Origin of the sequence: Pseudomonas sp. ACN5, from assembly GCF_002303975.1 — a bacterium.
GTDB classification, from domain to species: Bacteria; Pseudomonadota; Gammaproteobacteria; order Pseudomonadales; family Pseudomonadaceae; genus Aquipseudomonas; species Aquipseudomonas laurylsulfatiphila.
In genome coordinates, this window is the sequence record NZ_MRCP01000002.1 from 376,199 (window position 1) to 392,854 (window position 16,656).

The 16,656-nt window shown below is 60.8% G+C and carries 15 protein-coding genes; 7 read left to right on the forward strand and 8 right to left on the reverse strand.

The genetic code is table 11. From position 1 onward, the window contains the following. Positions 1-234 precede the first annotated feature (234 nt). The 5 genes from BSF40_RS04945 to BSF40_RS04965 all read right to left on the reverse strand — a co-directional run bounded on the left by BSF40_RS04945 (position 235) and on the right by BSF40_RS04965 (position 5,475). Positions 235-1,203 (reverse strand): CDP-6-deoxy-delta-3,4-glucoseen reductase, encoded by a 969-nt coding sequence (locus BSF40_RS04945; RefSeq protein ID WP_095964290.1) that lies wholly within the window; start codon positions 1,201-1,203, stop codon positions 235-237. Beyond that, the gene (ubiD, locus tag BSF40_RS04950; protein WP_095964291.1) at positions 1,203-2,669 is read right to left on the reverse strand and encodes a 4-hydroxy-3-polyprenylbenzoate decarboxylase; all 1,467 of its coding nucleotides are present in this window, start codon (positions 2,667-2,669) and stop codon (positions 1,203-1,205) included. The genes BSF40_RS04945 and ubiD overlap by 1 nt, the downstream gene beginning before the upstream one ends. A gap of 140 nt (positions 2,670-2,809) precedes the next feature. Next, positions 2,810-4,069, reverse strand: a complete 1,260-nt coding sequence (gene rho / locus BSF40_RS04955; RefSeq protein ID WP_003206716.1) for a transcription termination factor Rho — start codon at positions 4,067-4,069, stop codon at positions 2,810-2,812. 247 nt (positions 4,070-4,316) lie between these two features. Beyond that, on the reverse strand, positions 4,317-4,646 hold the full coding sequence (gene trxA, locus BSF40_RS04960; protein WP_003206727.1) for a thioredoxin TrxA: 330 nt from the start codon (positions 4,644-4,646) through the stop codon (positions 4,317-4,319). Positions 4,647-4,767: 121 nt separating this feature from the next. Continuing rightward, entirely contained in the window at positions 4,768-5,475 is a 708-nt protein-coding gene (locus BSF40_RS04965; RefSeq protein WP_095964440.1) for a FadR/GntR family transcriptional regulator, read from the reverse strand. Between the two features lie 256 nt (positions 5,476-5,731). Here BSF40_RS04965 and BSF40_RS04970 point away from each other — a divergent pair, with 256 nt between their 5' ends. The 5 genes from BSF40_RS04970 (at position 5,732) to ppx (ending at position 10,323) form a co-directional block, all read left to right on the forward strand. Continuing rightward, positions 5,732-6,517: a transporter substrate-binding domain-containing protein gene (locus tag BSF40_RS04970; protein ID WP_095964292.1), complete on the forward strand. Its 786-nt coding sequence runs from the start codon at positions 5,732-5,734 to the stop codon at positions 6,515-6,517. A 22-nt stretch (positions 6,518-6,539) separates the two neighbouring features. Beyond that, positions 6,540-7,208, forward strand: coding sequence for an amino acid ABC transporter permease (locus tag BSF40_RS04975; RefSeq protein WP_007978873.1), 669 nt, complete (start codon positions 6,540-6,542; stop codon positions 7,206-7,208). Further along, complete coding sequence (locus BSF40_RS04980) at positions 7,205-7,855, forward strand: amino acid ABC transporter permease (protein ID WP_095964293.1); 651 nt, start codon at positions 7,205-7,207, stop codon at positions 7,853-7,855. The genes BSF40_RS04975 and BSF40_RS04980 overlap by 4 nt, the downstream gene beginning before the upstream one ends. Then, positions 7,842-8,579 carry an amino acid ABC transporter ATP-binding protein gene (locus BSF40_RS04985; RefSeq protein WP_007978870.1) on the forward strand — a complete coding sequence of 246 codons (738 nt, stop codon included), beginning with the start codon at positions 7,842-7,844 and terminating at the stop codon, positions 8,577-8,579. Before BSF40_RS04980 ends, BSF40_RS04985 begins: the two co-directional genes overlap by 14 nt. 241 nt (positions 8,580-8,820) lie before the next feature. Continuing rightward, a complete protein-coding gene (gene ppx / locus BSF40_RS04990) occupies positions 8,821-10,323 on the forward strand; it encodes an exopolyphosphatase (RefSeq protein WP_095964294.1) in 1,503 nt (500 codons plus the stop codon). Positions 10,324-10,502: 179 nt separating this feature from the next. On the opposite strand, the gene ppk1 is transcribed toward ppx, so the two are convergent. Together ppk1 and hemB are read right to left on the reverse strand one after the other, a co-directional pair. After that, complete coding sequence (ppk1, locus tag BSF40_RS04995; protein WP_095964295.1) at positions 10,503-12,725, reverse strand: polyphosphate kinase 1; 2,223 nt, start codon at positions 12,723-12,725, stop codon at positions 10,503-10,505. 18 nt (positions 12,726-12,743) lie between these two features. Next, positions 12,744-13,757, reverse strand: a complete 1,014-nt coding sequence (gene hemB, locus BSF40_RS05000; RefSeq protein WP_007978864.1) for a porphobilinogen synthase — start codon at positions 13,755-13,757, stop codon at positions 12,744-12,746. Positions 13,758-13,964: 207 nt separating this feature from the next. On the opposite strand from hemB, the gene BSF40_RS05005 reads away from it, so the two are divergent. Further along, a complete protein-coding gene (locus BSF40_RS05005; RefSeq protein ID WP_007978862.1) occupies positions 13,965-14,597 on the forward strand; it encodes a DedA family protein in 633 nt (210 codons plus the stop codon). Here the strand turns inward: BSF40_RS05005 and BSF40_RS05010 are convergent. Next, positions 14,578-15,813, reverse strand: coding sequence for a sterol desaturase family protein (locus tag BSF40_RS05010; protein WP_095964296.1), 1,236 nt, complete (start codon positions 15,811-15,813; stop codon positions 14,578-14,580). The genes BSF40_RS05005 and BSF40_RS05010 overlap by 20 nt on opposite strands. Positions 15,814-15,928: 115 nt before the next feature. Between BSF40_RS05010 and elbB the strand changes: the two genes are divergently transcribed. Continuing rightward, positions 15,929-16,597: an isoprenoid biosynthesis glyoxalase ElbB gene (gene elbB, locus BSF40_RS05015; protein ID WP_007978857.1), complete on the forward strand. Its 669-nt coding sequence runs from the start codon at positions 15,929-15,931 to the stop codon at positions 16,595-16,597. Positions 16,598-16,656 lie beyond the last annotated feature (59 nt).

Sequence of the window (16,656 nt, forward strand, 5' to 3'; positions counted from 1 at the left end):
AAGGCAATTTGAATGCCATGGCACAGTTCTTAATTAATTACCTGACTTGAATATAACCTACTGGCATTTATATTTTTTTATAAATACCGATGGGCTATATAGAGAGTTATGAACCTATAACCCTGTAGGAGCGAGCTTGCTCGCGATGGACTCAAGAACGCTGCGGGCAGCCTGACTTCCCGCGTAATCGTTAACGACCATCGCGAGCAAGCTCGCTCCTACAGGGGGGTAGCATCAGGATCTGGGGGCGTAGGCAAACACATCGGCGCGCATCTGGTGCGCGTCCATCCCCGCTTCCACCAGCGCATCCAGCGTACCGTAGACCATGGCCGGCGAGCCACTGGCGTAGACATGCAGGGCCTTGAGATCGGGAAAGTCTTCACAGACCGCTTCATGCAACATGCCGCAGCGCCCTTCCCAACCGCATTGATCACTGACGACCTTGTGCAGGAACAGGTTGGGTAGTTTCAGCCATTCGTTCCAGTGCTCGACTTGATAAAAGTCTTCTGGACGACGCACGCCCCAATACAAATGCACCGGATGCTTGAAACCCGTGGCCCGGCAATGTTCGATCAGGCCGTGGATCTGGCCCATGCCGGTGCCAGCGGCGATCAGCACGAGAGGGCCGTCCGGCAACTCCTCCAGGTGGGTATCGCCAAACGGCAACTCAACCCGCACCATGCTGTTGCGCTGGAGCTGCTCGATCAGGCTCAGCGCACTGGACTCGCGCGCCAGTACGTGGATTTCCAGATCGCGCCCCGCATGCGGTGCCGAGGCGAGGGAAAAGGCGGACTTTTCGCCGTTCTCGCGCTCGATCATCAGGTACTGCCCGGCGTGGTAGCGCGGCGGTTTGCCGGCCGGAGCCCGCAGACGCACGCGCCAGGTATCGCCGCCCACGTCCTTGCACTCAATGACCTGACACGACACGCTGCGCACCGGCAGTTCTCCCAAGGCGAGCACGCCATCCCACAGCACAATGCAGTCTTCCAGCGGCTCCGCTATGCAAGTGTAGAACTCGCCATGATCACGCACATTGCCGGCCTGCTCGACCCGACCTTCCACCAGCAGCGCCGCGCACACGTGGCAATTGCCGTTGCGGCAACTTTGCGGGCATTCGTAGCCCAGTCGTCGCGCGCCATCGAGAATCCGCTCGCCGGGCAATATCTCAAGCACTGCTCCGGAGGGCTGCAAGGTTACACGCATCAATCTATTCCTAACTGATTCCAGATGGCATCGATCCGCTGGGTCACCGCATCGTCCTTGACGATGACACGGCCCCACTCACGGGTGGTTTCGCCCGGCCATTTATGCGTGGCATCAAGGCCCATTTTCGACCCCAGGCCGGACACCGGCGAAGCGAAGTCCAGGTAGTCGATCGGCGTGTTGTCGATCATCACCGTGTCGCGCTTGGGGTCCATGCGCGTGGTGATGGCCCAGATCACGTCGTTCCAGTCCCGGGCGTTGATATCGTCGTCGGTGACGATAACGAACTTGGTGTACATGAACTGTCGCAAAAACGACCAGACACCCAGCATTACCCGCTTGGCATGGCCCGGATACGACTTCTTCATGGTCACGATGGCCATGCGGTACGAGCAACCTTCGGGCGGCAGGTAGAAATCGGTGATCTCCGGGAACTGCTTCTGCAGGATCGGCACGAACACTTCGTTCAGCGCGACGCCGAGGATCGCCGGCTCATCCGGCGGACGGCCGGTGTAGGTGCTGTGGTAGATCGGTTTGATCCGGTGGGTGATGCGCTCGACGGTGAATACCGGGAAGCTGTCGACTTCGTTGTAGTAACCGGTGTGGTCGCCGTACGGGCCTTCATCGGCCATCTCGCCCGGATGGATCACGCCTTCGAGGATGATTTCGGCGGTGGCCGGCACTTGCAGGTCGTTGCCGCGGCACTTCACCAACTCAGTGCGGTTACCGCGCAACAGGCCGGCGAAGGCGTATTCGGAAAGGCTGTCGGGCACCGGGGTCACGGCGCCGAGGATGGTCGCCGGGTCTGCGCCCAATGCAACGGCAACAGGAAAGGGTTGGCCCGGATGCTTTTCGCACCACTCGCGATAATCCAGCGCACCGCCACGGTGGCTCAGCCAGCGCATGATGACTTTATTGCGGCCAATCACCTGCTGACGGTAGATACCGAGGTTCTGTCGGTCCTTGTTCGGCCCCTTGGTGACGGTCAGGCCCCAGGTGATCAGCGGCGCGACGTCGCCTGGCCAGCAGGTCTGTACCGGCAACTTCGAGAGGTCAACATCGTCGCCTTCGATGACCACTTCCTGGCAGATCGCGTCTTTGACCACCTTGGGTGCCATCGAGATGATCTTGCGGAAGATCGGCAGCTTGGACCAGGCATCCTTCAGGCCTTTCGGCGGCTCGGGCTCCTTGAGGAACGCCAGCAGCTTGCCGATCTCGCGCAATTCGCTGACCGCTTCCGCGCCCATGCCCAGTGCTACGCGCTCAGGCGTACCGAACAGGTTGCCGAGCACCGGAATGTCAAAACCCGTGGGCTTTTCGAAAAGCAGGGCCGGGCCTTTGGCGCGCAAGGTGCGGTCGCAGACCTCGGTCATTTCCAGTACTGGGGACACCGGAACCTGAATGCGCTTGAGTTCGCCGCGCTGTTCCAGCCCGCTGATAAAGTCGCGCAAGTCGCGATACTGCATGCGTAAGCCTCGTGTTGGCCGTGGCGTTCGGGGCAGGCAGTTTAGCGCCGAACCCTTCGGTTCAGAACCACGAACTGCCACCTGATCAAAAATCGGATAGCAAAAAGCCGGGTTTCCCCGGCTCTCTTTGCCTGCTCGACTTACTTGCGTTTCATCGACAGGAAGAACTCATCGTTGGTCTTGGTCGTTTTCAGCTTGTCGACCAGGAACTCGATGGCAGCCACTTCATCCATCGGATGCAGCAGCTTGCGCAGGATCCACATGCGCTGCAGCTCGTCGTCGGCGGTCAGCAACTCTTCGCGGCGGGTGCCGGAACGGTTGATGTTGATGGCCGGGAATACGCGCTTTTCAGCGATGCGGCGATCCAGAGGCAGCTCCATGTTGCCGGTGCCTTTGAATTCCTCGTAGATCACTTCGTCCATCTTCGAGCCGGTTTCAACCAGCGCGGTGGCGATGATGGTCAGCGAGCCGCCTTCTTCGATGTTCCGCGCGGCGCCGAAGAAACGCTTCGGTTTCTCCAGGGCGTGGGCATCGACACCACCGGTCAGTACCTTGCCGGAGCTCGGGATCACGGTGTTGTAGGCACGGGCCAGACGGGTGATGGAGTCGAGCAGGATCACCACGTCTTTCTTGTGCTCGACCAGGCGCTTAGCCTTCTCGATCACCATTTCGGCAACCTGCACGTGGCGGGTTGGCGGCTCGTCGAACGTCGAGGCAACCACTTCGCCGCGCACGGTGCGCTGCATTTCGGTTACTTCTTCCGGACGTTCGTCGATCAGCAGCACGATCAGGTGAACTTCAGGGTTGTTACGCGCGATGTTCGCAGCAATGTTCTGCAGCATGATCGTCTTGCCCGCTTTCGGCGGAGCAACGATCAGACCGCGCTGGCCTTTGCCGATCGGGGCGCACAGGTCGATGACACGACCGGTCAGGTCTTCGGTGGAACCGTTACCGGCTTCCATCTTCATGCGCACGGTCGGGAACAGCGGGGTCAGGTTCTCGAAGAGAATCTTGTTTTTCGCGTTTTCCGGACGGTCGAAGTTGATCGTGTCGACCTTGAGCAGCGCGAAATAACGCTCGCCTTCCTTAGGAGGGCGGATCTTGCCAACGATGGTGTCACCGGTGCGCAAGTTGAAACGACGGATCTGGCTCGGCGAGACGTAGATATCGTCTGGACCGGCGAGATAGGAGGCGTCAGCGGAGCGCAGGAAGCCGAAGCCGTCCTGGAGAATCTCCAGCACGCCATCACCGGAGATTTCCTCACCGCTTTTCGCGTGCTTCTTGAGCAGGGAGAAAATCACGTCCTGCTTGCGCGAACGGGCCATATTTTCTATGCCCATCTGTTCGGCCAATTCGAGCAGTTCGGTAATCGGCTTTTGCTTGAGTTCAGTCAGATTCATATAGGAATGACGTAATCATTTATGGAGGGGGGAAATTAAGCTTTTGGCTTAATGAGGCCGCGCCGCAGAGAAGGCGACAGGATCGCGTACTTATTCGAAAAGGAGTGCGTCGGCGACGGCTAGCAGGGGGCAATGGAGAAACCAGTGCGGGGCCGAATGTACCACCTGAGTTTGGGAGCGTCTAGCCCTGAATACGCAAAAAGCCCCGCTATTTGCGAGGCTTTTTCAGGACACTTTGCAGCGACGCTTAGATGTTGGCGTCGAGGAAAGCAGCCAGTTGCGACTTCGACAGTGCGCCGACCTTGGTCGCTTCAACGTTGCCGTTCTTGAACAGCATCAGGGTCGGGATACCACGCACGCCATGCTTGGCCGGGGTTTCCTGGTTTTCGTCGATGTTCAGCTTGGCGACGGTCAGCTTGCCTTTGTAGGTCTCGGCAATTTCGTCCAGAACAGGAGCGATCATTTTGCAAGGGCCGCACCACTCAGCCCAGTAATCGACCAGTACAGCGCCTTCAGCCTTGAGTACGTCGGCCTCGAAGCTAGCGTCGCTAACGTGTTTGATAAGATCGCTGCTCATGGAATTCTCCAGGGTTGTAAGCAAAAAAACGTGGCCCATCATAGCTGCCCTTCCCTCGTTCAGGAAGCTGCAGATGATTGAGTCTCGCTATGGTGTTCCATGAGTTTGGGTATAGCCCGGGTCACACCGTAGCGGGAGCGATGAAGGCGATTCCGGTGCGCAACGCCGCGTTGCGCACGTGCTCGTGCATGGCTTTTTGCGCGGCGCCAGAGGCACGGCGGGCCAGCGCGCGAAGGATCTTGCGGTGCTCCTGCCAGGTTTCCATGGCCCGCTCGGCCCGGATGAACGGTAGTTTCTGGCTTTCCAGGAAGATATCGGCGCTGGCGGTGAGGATACTCAACATTGCCTGATTGCCGCTGGCCAGCAGGATGCGCCGGTGGAATTCGAAGTCCAGGCGCGCCGCCGCTTCGAAATCAGCGGCTTTGAGTTCGTTGCGCATGGCGGCGACATTGTCTTCCAGCGCATCGAGTTCCTCGGTGCTCAAGGTCACGGCCGCCAGCCCCGCGGCAAACCCCTCCAGCGCGTAGCGCAACTGGAAGATATCCAGCGGCGAAGCCTGCGCCGCAAACGGCCAGCCCGGTGCGGCCTCGCCTCGCGGCAACTCCATCGGCGCCTGCACGAATACGCCTTTGCCCGGCTGGATGCTGATGACACCCAGCGCACTCAGGGACGACAACGCCTCGCGCAAAGAAGCCCGGCTTACGCCCAACTGTACCGCCAGGTCCCGTTGCGAGGGCAAGGCATCCCCCGGCCCGAAGCCCTGTTCGGTAATCAGTTTGCGGATGGCTTGCAGCGCCACTTCGGGTACGGCGCGGGAGATCGAGTTCATGGTTTTCCAGACGAACCAGGCCAATGTGCGCTCAGTTGTAAAGCTATTCGCGACGCCCGGCAAGTCGTGCCCCATGGGGGTTCGGTGATTTTCACGGTTGCGCCATCGGGGTGCGAAACACAACCTGACTGTTCAGACCAGTAAGACCGTTCGACGCCAGCAAAACCGCGCTCTGGCGCCCCCAAAACCCTATGTTGGCATGGCCCATGCTCTGTCGATCGGCAGAAATCACTTCTTGCCGATTTGGAGATTTGCCATGACCCAGCGTTTCAGCGCCCTCCTCGCCGCCCTGTTTGCCAGCCTGATGCTGACCCAGGCACCCGCCCACGCCGACGGCCTGGAGGATGTGGTCAAGCGCGGCGTCCTCAAGGTGGCCGTTCCTCAGGACTTCCCGCCCTTCGGCTCGGTCGGGCCGGATATGAAGCCCCGTGGCCTCGACATCGACACCGCGAAACTGCTGGCCGACCAACTCAAGGTCAAACTCGAACTGACCCCGGTCAACAGCACCAACCGCATCCCGTTCCTCACCACCGGCAAGGTAGACCTGGTGATTTCCAGCCTCGGCAAGAACCCGGAACGTGAGAAGGTCATCGACTTCTCCCGCGCCTACGCGCCCTTCTACCTCGCCGTGTTCGGTCCGCCAGACGCCGACATCAAGACCCTGGACGACCTCAAGGGCAAGACCATCAGCGTCACCCGCGGCGCCATCGAAGACATCGAGCTGACCAAGGTCGCCCCCGAAGGCGTGACCATCAAGCGCTTCGAAGACAACAACTCGACCATCGCCGCGTATCTGGCCGGGCAAGTCGACCTGATCGCCAGCGGCAACGTGGTGATGGTCGCGATCAGCGAGAAGAGTCCGAAACGCGTACCGGCGCTGAAAGTGAAGCTCAAGGATTCGCCGGTCTACGTCGGTGTGAACAAGAACGAGCCGGCGCTGCTGGACAAGGTCAATCAGATCCTGGTGACCGCCAAGAGCGACGGCGCGCTGGAGAAAAACGCCCTGACCTGGCTGAAAGAACCACTGCCGGCCGACCTCTGATCTCGCGTGCAGGAGAGACGTTATGGCTTATCAATTCGACTTCTTGCCGGTAGTGAACAACACTGATCTGTTGCTGCGCGGTGCGTTGTTCACCCTTGAGCTGACCGCCATCGGCGCTGTGCTCGGCGTGGGGCTGGGCATCGTCGGGGCGCTGGTGCGGGCGTGGAACATCCGGCCTTTCGCGGGGATTTTCGCGGTCTACGTCGAGTTGATCCGCAACACGCCATTCCTGGTGCAGCTGTTTTTCATCTTCTTCGGTTTGCCGTCCCTGGGCGTGCAGATTTCCGAATGGCAGGCGGCGGTGCTGGCGATGGTGATCAACCTCGGCGCCTATTCGACCGAGATCATCCGCGCCGGCATCCAGGCGATCCCCCGGGGTCAGCTGGAAGCTGCGGCGGCACTGGCGATGACGCGCTTCGAAGCGTTCCGCCATGTTGTCCTGCTGCCGGCACTGGGCAAAGTCTGGCCGGCCCTGAGCAGCCAGATCATCATCGTCATGCTCGGCTCGGCGGTGTGTTCGCAGATCGCCACCGAAGAGCTGAGCTTCGCCGCCAACTTCATTCAGTCGCGCAACTTCCGCGCCTTTGAAACCTACGCCCTGACCACCTTGCTCTATCTGTGCATGGCACTGCTGATCCGCCAGTTGCTGAACTGGATCGGCCAACGGTTCATCGCAAGGAGCAGCCGATGAGTGATTTCACCTTCTGGGACATCGTGCGCAACCTGCTCACCGGCCTGCAATGGACGCTGGCGCTGTCGCTGGTGGCGTTCGTTGGCGGCGGGCTGATCGGCCTGCTGATCATGGTCATGCGCATCTCGGGTAAATCCCTTCCGCGCAGCTTTGCCCGCACCTACATCGAACTGTTCCAGGGCACGCCGCTGCTGATGCAGCTGTTCCTGGTGTTTTTCGGCGTGGCCCTGGCCGGGGTGGAAATCTCGCCGTGGATGGCAGCGGCGATTGCCCTGACGCTGTTCACCAGCGCTTACCTCGCGGAGATCTGGCGCGGCTGCGTCGAATCAATCCCCAACGGCCAGTGGGAAGCCTCGGCGAGCCTGGCTCTGAACCCGCTGGAACAATTGCGCCATGTGATCCTGCCCCAGGCGCTGCGCATCGCCGTGGCGCCGACCGTGGGCTTCTCGGTGCAAGTGGTCAAAGGCACCGCCGTCACCTCGATCATCGGCTTCACCGAACTGACCAAGACCGGCGGCATGCTCGCCAACGCGACCTTCGAACCCTTCATGGTCTACGGCCTCGTCGCCCTCGGCTACTTCCTGCTCTGCTACCCCCTGTCGCTCAGTGCGCGCTACCTGGAAAGGAGACTGCATGCCTCTGCTTAGAATTTCCGCCCTGCATAAATACTACGGCGACCATCATGTGCTCAAAGGCATCGACCTGAGCATCGAGGAAGGCCAGGTGGTGGCGATCATCGGCCGCAGTGGCTCGGGAAAATCCACCTTGCTGCGCACCCTCAACGGCCTGGAGTCGATCAACGACGGTGTGATCGAAGTCGACGGCGAATACCTCGACGCCGCCCGCGCCGACCTGCGCAGCCTGCGACAGAAAGTCGGCATGGTGTTCCAGCAGTTCAACCTGTTCCCGCACCTGACCGTGGGTGAGAACGTCATGCTGGCGCCGCAAGTGGTGCAGAAGGTGCCAAAGGCCAAGGCCGCCGAACTGGCGCGACAGATGCTGGAACGGGTCGGGCTGGGGGAAAAGTTCGATGCCTTCCCTGATCGGCTGTCCGGCGGCCAGCAACAGCGGGTGGCGATTGCCCGTGCCCTGGCGATGTCGCCGAAAGTGTTGCTGTGCGATGAAATCACCTCGGCCCTGGACCCGGAGCTGGTCAATGAAGTGCTGAGCGTGGTCCGGCAACTGGCCAGGGAAGGCATGACACTGATCATGGTCACTCACGAAATGCGCTTCGCCCGGGAGGTTGGGGACAAGTTGGTGTTCATGCACCAGGGCAAGGTGCATGAGGTCGGGGATCCGAAAGTTTTGTTCGCCAATCCGCAGACGGCGGAGCTGGCGAACTTCATTGGGATGGTTGAAGCGGCGGTCTGAAGATCTGCGGTGCTATTGACGCCGTCTTCGCGGGCAAGCCCGCTCCCACAAGGTCTTCTGCTGGAATACGATTGCGTATTCGCTGCAAAAACCTGTGGGAGCGGGCTTGCCCGCGAAGAGGCCAGTGGCCGCACCACTAGAGCCCCGTGGTAAAAGATCGCAGCCTTCGGCAGCTCCTACGCGTTGGCGGCAGCCTTTGATCGTGGCACGATGTCGAGGTTATCGACCGAGACCCCCGACCATGCCGCAATCCCAAGCCAAGAATCTGTCCCTGATCGCCGCAATCGACCTGGGCTCCAACAGCTTTCACATGGTCGTGGCCAAGGCCCAAAACGGCGAAATCCGTATTCTCGAGCGTCTCGGGGAGAAGGTTCAGCTGGCCGCCGGCATCGACGAAGAGCGCCATCTCAACGAAGAATCGATGCAACGCGGGCTCGACTGCCTCAAGCGCTTCGCCCAACTGATCAGCGGTATGCCCACGGGGGCCGTGCGCATCGTCGGCACCAACGCCCTGCGTGAAGCCCGCAACCGCGCCGAATTCATCCATCGCGCCGAAGAAATTCTCGGCCACCCGGTGGAAGTCATTTCCGGCCGTGAAGAAGCGCGCCTGATCTACCTCGGCGTGTCCCATACCCTCGCCGACACCCCGGGCAAGCGCCTGGTGGCCGACATCGGCGGCGGCAGTACCGAATTCATCATTGGCCAGCGCTTCGAACCACTGCTGCGCGAAAGCCTGCAGATGGGTTGCGTCAGCTACACCCAGCGCTATTTCAAGGACGGCAAGATCACCCCGGCCCGTTACGCCCAGGCGTACACGGCGGCGCGGCTGGAGATCATGAGCATCGAGCACGCCCTGCACCGCCTGACCTGGGATGAAGCCATCGGCTCCTCGGGCACCATCCGCGCCATCGGTCTGGCGCTGAAGGCTGGCGGCCACGGCACCGGCGAGGTCAACGCCGAAGGCCTGGCCTGGCTCAAGCGCAAACTGATGAAGCTGGGCGACGTCGAAAAAATCGACTTCGAAGGTATCAAGCCGGATCGCCGGGCGATCTTCCCGGCGGGCCTGGCGATCCTCGAAGCGATCTTCGACTCCCTCGAACTGCAACGCATGGATCACTGCGAAGGCGCCCTGCGCGAAGGCGTGCTCTATGACTTGCTGGGCCGCCATCATCACGAGGACGTGCGCGAACGCACCCTCACCTCGCTGATGGAGCGCTACCACGTCGATCAGGAACAGGCGGCACGGGTCGAGCGCAAGGCGTTGCACGCGTTTGACCAGGTGGCCGAAGACTGGGACCTGGAAGACGGCGTCTGGCGCGAACTGCTGGGCTGGGCGGCCAAGGTCCATGAAGTGGGCCTGGACATCGCTCACTACCAGTACCACAAGCACGGCGCCTACCTGATCGAGCACTCGGACCTCGCCGGATTCTCCCGCGAAGACCAGTTGATGCTCGCGCTGCTGGTACGCGGCCACCGGCGCAACATTCCCAAGGACAAGTTCGCCGATTTCGGCGACGACGGCGTCAAATTGATTCGTCTGTGCGTGCTACTGCGCTTTGCGATCCTGTTCCACCACATCCGCGGCACCCAGCAAATGCCCCAGGTGGAACTGAACGCTTATGGCAACAGCCTGGAAGTGGTGTTCCCGGAGAACTGGCTGGACGAAAACCAGCTGACCCAGGCCGACTTTGAAATTGAAGCGCAGTGGCTGACCCGGGTCGACATCGTGTTGACCGCCCGCTAAGCCACCGCCCCCCTGTAGGAGCGAGCTTGCTCGCGAAAAACCTGAGGGCAACGCGTTTATCCAGGCAGTACGCATAATCGTTCACGTCCATCGCGAGCAAGCTCGCTCCTACAGGGAACGGCGCCGATACAAAAAAGGGCGATCCACATGGATCGCCCTTTTTTCACCCGCGAGTCCCGTTACCGGACCGTGAGGATCGGACTGCCCAAACGCTCCAGCAATGTCGCCTGGGCGCTGCGCGGGTTCTGGTTGCCGGTCGGCGTGTTACGGACGTAACGACCGTCCGGCTGCAGGCTCCAGCTGTGGGTGTTATCGGTCAGATACAGCTCCAGCTCTTTCTTGACCCGCATGATCAGTTTCTTGCCTTCCACCGGGAAGCAAGTCTCTACGCGTTTGTCGAGGTTGCGCTCCATCCAGTCGGCACTGGAGAGGAACATCTGCTCATCGCCGCCGTTGAGGAAGTAGAAGACCCGGGTGTGCTCCAGGAAACGGCCGATGATCGAACGCACATGGATGTTATGGGAGACCCCGGCGATGCCCGGCCGCAGGCAGCACATGCCACGCACCACCAGATCGATGCGCACGCCTGACTGGCTGGCCTTGTACAGCGCGCGGATGATCTTCGGATCGGTCAGCGAGTTGAACTTGGCGATGATGTGCGCCGGTTTGCCGTCGAGGGCGAACTGGGTCTCCCGGGCAATCATGTCGAGCATGCCCTTTTTCAGGGTGAACGGCGCGTGCAGCAACTTCTTCATGCGCAGCGTCTTACCCATGCCGATCAACTGGCTGAACAGTTTGCCGACGTCTTCGCACAGGGCGTCGTCGGAGGTCAGCAGGCTGTAGTCGGTGTACAGGCGGGCGTTGCCGGCGTGGTAGTTACCCGTGCCGAGATGCGCATAGCGCACGATCTCGCCCGCTTCGCGACGCAGGATCAGCATCATCTTGGCGTGGGTCTTGAAGCCGACCACGCCGTAGATCACTACCGCACCGGCTGCCTGCAGGCGGCTGGCCAGTTGCAGGTTGGATTCTTCGTCGAACCTCGCACGCAATTCGATCACCGCCGTGACTTCCTTGCCGTTACGCGCCGCATCCACCAGCGCATCGACGATTTCCGAGTTGGCGCCGGAGCGGTACAGCGTCTGGCGCACCGCCAGTACGTGTGGATCCTTGGCGGCCTGGCGCAGCAGGTCGACCACCGGGGTGAACGACTCGAATGGGTGCAGCAGCAGGATGTCCTGCTTGCTGATCACGCTGAAAATGTTCTCGCTGTTCTGCAGCAGTTTCGGGATCTGCGGGGTGAACGGCAGGTATTGCAGCTCGCGCTGGCTGTCCAGGCCGGTGATGCTGAACAGCCGCGTCAGGTTCACCGGACCGTTGACCTGGTACAACTCGGTCTCGCTCAGGTTGAACTGTTTGAGCAGGTAGTCGGACAGATGTTTCGGGCACGTGTCGGCCACTTCCAGGCGTACTGCGTCACCGTAGCGACGGGAAAACAGCTCGCCGCGCAAGGCGCGGGCCAGGTCTTCGACGTCTTCGGAGTCCAGCGCGAGGTCGGCGTTACGGGTCAGGCGGAACTGGTAGCAACCCTTGACCTTCATGCCCTGGAACAGGTCATCGGCGTGAGCGTGGATCATCGACGACAGGAATACATAGTTGTCGCCAGCGCCGCCGACTTCTTCCGGCACCTTGATGATGCGCGGCAGCAGACGCGGTGCCGGGATGATCGCCAGACCGGAGTCGCGACCGAAGGCGTCGATACCTTCGAGCTCGACGATGAAGTTCAGGCTCTTGTTCACCAGCAAGGGGAACGGGTGCGTAGGGTCGAGGCCGATAGGGGTGATGATCGGTGCGATCTCGTCGCGGAAATAGCGGCGCACCCAGGTCTTGAGCTTGGTCGTCCAATTGCGGCGACGGATGAAGCGGACCTGATGCTTCTCCAGCTCCGGCAACAGAATATCGTTGAGGATCGCGTACTGACGGTCGACGTGACCGTGTACCAGTTCGCTGATGCGCGCCAACGCCTGATGCGGCTGCAGACCATCGGCGCCCGCCTGTTCACGGGCGAAGGTGATCTGCTTCTTCAGGCCGGCAACGCGAATTTCGAAGAACTCGTCCAGGTTGCTGGAGAAGATCAGCAGAAACTTCAGCCGCTCCAGCAATGGGTAGGACTCGTCCAGCGCCTGCTCCAGCACGCGGATGTTGAACTGCAGTTGCGACAGTTCGCGGTGAATGTACAGGCTGCTGTCATCCAGACCGGGAATGGCCACCGCCGGTGCTGTCGCAGCGGGTTCGACGACCGCCGCGGGCGGAGCTGGCTCCAGCTCCGGCGGGGTCTCGTCGACTTGCTCCACCACCGGTTGAGCGTCTTTTACGGCAACTTCAGTGAGTACTTCGGTATTCATCGAATGTTCCTGGGAGGGCTATTTTTGCTCTCGTAACAATTGAGCGGCACGAACGGCAAAGTACGTCAGGATGCCATCGGCGCCTGCACGTTTGAAAGCGGTCAGCGACTCGAGGATAACCCCTTCGCTCAACCAGCCATTCTGGATCGCCGCCATGTGCATGGCGTATTCGCCGCTGACTTGATAGACAAACGTCGGCACTTTGAATTCTTCTTTGACCCGGCACAGGATGTCCAGGTACGGCATGCCTGGCTTGACCATGACCATGTCCGCACCTTCTGACAAGTCCGCCGCGACTTCGTGCAGGGCTTCGTTGCTGTTGGCCGGGTCCATCTGATAGGAGGCCTTGTTGGCCTTGCCCAGGTTCAGCGCCGAACCGACCGCATCGCGGAACGGGCCGTAGTAGGCACTGGCGTACTTGGCCGAGTAGGCCATGATCCGCACATTGACGTGACCGGCCACTTCAAGGGCTTCGCGAATCGCCTGGATGCGACCGTCCATCATGTCCGATGGGGCCACGACCTGAGCGCCGGCTTCGGCGTGGGACAGGGCTTGCCTGACCAGTGCGTCGACGGTGATGTCGTTCTGCACGTAGCCTTCTTCATCAAGAATGCCGTCCTGACCGTGGGTGGTGAACGGATCCAGGGCGACGTCGGTGATCACGCCCAGCTCAGGGAATTGCGCACGCAGCGCGCGGGTGGCGCGCTGGGCGATGCCCTCCGGGTTCCAGGCCTCTTCAGCATCCAGAGACTTGAGTTCCGAAGGCGTCACCGGGAACAGCGCCAGCGCCGGGATCCCCAGTTCGACCCACTTGGCCGCCTCTTCCAGCAACAGGTCGATGGTCAGGCGTTCGACGCCCGGCATCGAAGCCACCGCTTCGCGACGGTTTTCACCGTCCAGAACGAACACCGGCAGGATCAGGTCATCGACGGTCAGGACGTTTTCACGGACCAGTCGACGCGAGAAGTCGTCACGACGGTTGCGGCGCAGGCGGGTTGCGGGGAACAGACGGTTGGCGGGGGTAAAGCTCACGGCAGACTCCTGAGCCCGCGCAGACGGGCGAGCGTGACAGTTATAAGTGCCCATTATGACGAACGTATGACAGTTATGTGCACCCTGCGACGTGTAGCCGCATTCCATTGTCGTTGTAGGAAATGTTCACGTCGAGACACATTTGGACACTTTCCTGAATGTGTCCGAAGGGTTAGGCTGCGCGTTCATTTCGCCAGCACCCAGACAATGCTCCAACAATTTCTGCATGACTTCGGCTACTTTGCCCTTTTTCTAGGCACGTTCTTCGAAGGCGAAACCATCCTGGTACTCGCGGGCTTCCTCGCGTTCCGTGGATACATGGACATCAACCTGGTGGTGGTCGTGGCCTTCTTCGGCAGCTATGCCGGCGACCAACTGTGGTATTTCCTGGGACGCAAGCACGGTCGAAAACTGCTGGCGCGCAAGCCGCGCTGGCAGATGATGGGTGACCGGGCGCTGGAGCACATTCGCAAGCATCCGGACATCTGGGTACTGAGCTTCCGCTTCGTCTACGGTTTGCGTACGGTCATGCCGGTGGCCATCGGGCTGTCGGGCTATCCGCCGGGGCGTTACCTGCTGCTCAACGGCATTGGCGCGGCGATCTGGGCCGCCGCCCTGGCGGCGGCCGCTTACCATTTCGGCGCAGTGCTCGAAGGCATGCTCGGCAGTGTGAAGAAGTACGAACTTTGGGTGCTCGGCGCCCTGCTGGTCCTGGGCCTCGTGCTGTGGCTGCGCCGGCGCTTCAAGAATGCCCGCCTGGCCAAGCAGGTCTATGCCGACGAGCAGGCCCTGAAAGCTGCGCGGACCAATACCGAAGGCCCTACGACGCCAACCGAGTGATGCGGTTCCTGCAACAGTAGAGACCGATGCCACTCAACAGGCTGTAACTGAGCAGGCCGATCCAGCCCACCGCGCTGGCCGGCCACAGCCCCACCATCGGGGCCAGCCATGCTAATGGCAGATTCGATGCCAGCCGCACCAGTTCCAGCTTCAACGCCCACGGGCGATTCTCTAGGGCCACGCCCAGCACAAACAGACCGAACGCCACCACTCCCCAGCCCAGCACCAGGGCGGCGACTGACAGCTTCGGCTCGAGATTCATCAAGTAGCTGCCCAGTGCGATATAGACGCAGAACTGCAACACGACGTAGAGCTGCTGACGCCCTTCCAGCGGCACCTCGAATTTGCGGAACTGGTTCAGGTCCGGCTTGTTCATCGGGTATCTGGCCGCCACGTCCGCCGGGCGCCAGCCCGTGCGCATGAACCATATCCGCAGCTTGTCCCAGGTGCTTTCGGCACGCCGCGCATCGGCCCACAACTGCGCGTAGAACTGCACGTTCGCCCACAGGGGATTCCAGCTCGCCAGCGGCGTGGTCACGCCGAAGACCACCGGCTCGTTGTCGTCTTCTTCCTGGAACGAACCGAACAGACGGTCCCAAATAATGAACACGCCGCCGTAGTTGCGATCCATGTAGAGAGCGTTCTGTGCATGGTGAGCCCGATGATTGGATGGCGTGACAAAAAACCATTCGAACCAGCCAAGCTTGGGAATGTGCCGCGTATGCACCCAGAACTGATACAGCAGGTTCAGCGCCGCGACACTGACGAATACCAGCAGCGGCACGCCAAACACCGCCATCGGCAGATAGAAGATCCAGCCCAGGAGGAATCCGGTGCTGGTCTGGCGCAACGCCGTGGACAGGTTGTAGTCCTCGCTCTGGTGATGCACCGAATGCGCGGCCCAGAGAATGTTGCGCTCGTGGCCCAGGCGATGCAGCCAGTAGTAGCAGAAATCGTAGAAGACGAAGGCAAACACCCAGGTCCAGACGCTGTCGGCCGACAACTCGAACAACGCCAGATGCTTGAAGGCGAACGCGTAGGTCACCAGTCCAATGCCTTTGGTCAGCAGTCCCGTGGTGGTCGACAGCACGCCGGTGCTGATGCTGTTGATCGCGTCAGCCACCCGATAGTTGCTCACCCCGCGCCGACGGTCGGCCAGCAGTTCGAGGGCGATCAGTGCAAAGAAGAACGGCACCGCGTACAGAATGAAGTCCATGACGCGCCCTGATCGGAATCCTGAAGACAAATGCTATGTGTAACTGCGAATTAACCCTATGGCAACGAGTGACAAATTAGTGGACATTTAACGCCATGAATCTGGAGAAAAGCCCATGAGCAAAAAAGTTGCAGTGATCCTTTCCGGTTGTGGCGTGTACGACGGCGCCGAGCTCCACGAGAGCGTCATCACCCTGCTGCGCCTGGATCAACGCGGGGCGCAGGTGCAGTGCTTCGCACCGAACATCGCGCAATTGCATGTAATCAATCACCTGACCGGCGAAGAAATGCCCGAATCGCGCAACGTGCTGGTCGAGTCGGCGCGGATTGCCCGGGGCAACATCCAGGACATTCGTGACGCGAACGTCGATGACTTCGACGCGTTGATCGTGCCCGGCGGCTTCGGCTCAGCCAAGAACCTGTCCAACTTCGCCATTGAAGGCGCCGGCTGCACCGTTCAACCGGATGTCCTGGCACTGACCGAAGCCTTTGCCGAGGCTGGCAAGCCGGTGGGGTTGATGTGCATTTCCCCTGCCCTGGCCGCCAAGATCTACGGTCCCGGCGTCACCTGCACCATTGGCAATGACACCGACACCGCTGCCGCGATGAACAAGATGGGCGCGACCCATACCGATTGCGCGGTCAGTGACATCGTCGAAGACAAGGCACGCAAACTGGTGAGCACCCCGGCCTATATGCTGGCGCAATCGATCAGTGAAGTGGCGTCGGGGATCAACAAGCTGGTAGACCGGGTGCTGGAACTGACCCACGAAAACGACGCCTGACACAACTGTAGGAGCGAGCTTGCTCGCGATGGATGTAAGCGCACCGCGTTCATCCAGCC

Bases quoted from the DNA above. Each gene is read 5' to 3' on its own strand.
- BSF40_RS04945 (WP_095964290.1), bottom strand. From the start codon at position 1,203: ATGCGTGTAACCTTGCAGCCCTCCGGAGCAGTGCTTGAGATATTGCCC.
- ubiD (WP_095964291.1), bottom strand. From the start codon at position 2,669: ATGCAGTATCGCGACTTGCGCGACTTTATCAGCGGGCTGGAACAGCGC.
- rho (WP_003206716.1), bottom strand. From the start codon at position 4,069: ATGAATCTGACTGAACTCAAGCAAAAGCCGATTACCGAACTGCTCGAA.
- trxA (WP_003206727.1), bottom strand. From the start codon at position 4,646: ATGAGCAGCGATCTTATCAAACACGTTAGCGACGCTAGCTTCGAGGCC.
- BSF40_RS04965 (WP_095964440.1), bottom strand. From the start codon at position 5,475: ATGAACTCGATCTCCCGCGCCGTACCCGAAGTGGCGCTGCAAGCCATC.
- BSF40_RS04970 (WP_095964292.1), top strand. From the start codon at position 5,732: ATGACCCAGCGTTTCAGCGCCCTCCTCGCCGCCCTGTTTGCCAGCCTG.
- BSF40_RS04975 (WP_007978873.1), top strand. From the start codon at position 6,540: ATGGCTTATCAATTCGACTTCTTGCCGGTAGTGAACAACACTGATCTG.
- BSF40_RS04980 (WP_095964293.1), top strand. From the start codon at position 7,205: ATGAGTGATTTCACCTTCTGGGACATCGTGCGCAACCTGCTCACCGGC.
- BSF40_RS04985 (WP_007978870.1), top strand. From the start codon at position 7,842: ATGCCTCTGCTTAGAATTTCCGCCCTGCATAAATACTACGGCGACCAT.
- ppx (WP_095964294.1), top strand. From the start codon at position 8,821: ATGCCGCAATCCCAAGCCAAGAATCTGTCCCTGATCGCCGCAATCGAC.
- ppk1 (WP_095964295.1), bottom strand. From the start codon at position 12,725: ATGAATACCGAAGTACTCACTGAAGTTGCCGTAAAAGACGCTCAACCG.
- BSF40_RS05005 (WP_007978862.1), top strand. From the start codon at position 13,965: ATGCTCCAACAATTTCTGCATGACTTCGGCTACTTTGCCCTTTTTCTA.
- BSF40_RS05010 (WP_095964296.1), bottom strand. From the start codon at position 15,813: ATGGACTTCATTCTGTACGCGGTGCCGTTCTTCTTTGCACTGATCGCC.
- elbB (WP_007978857.1), top strand. From the start codon at position 15,929: ATGAGCAAAAAAGTTGCAGTGATCCTTTCCGGTTGTGGCGTGTACGAC.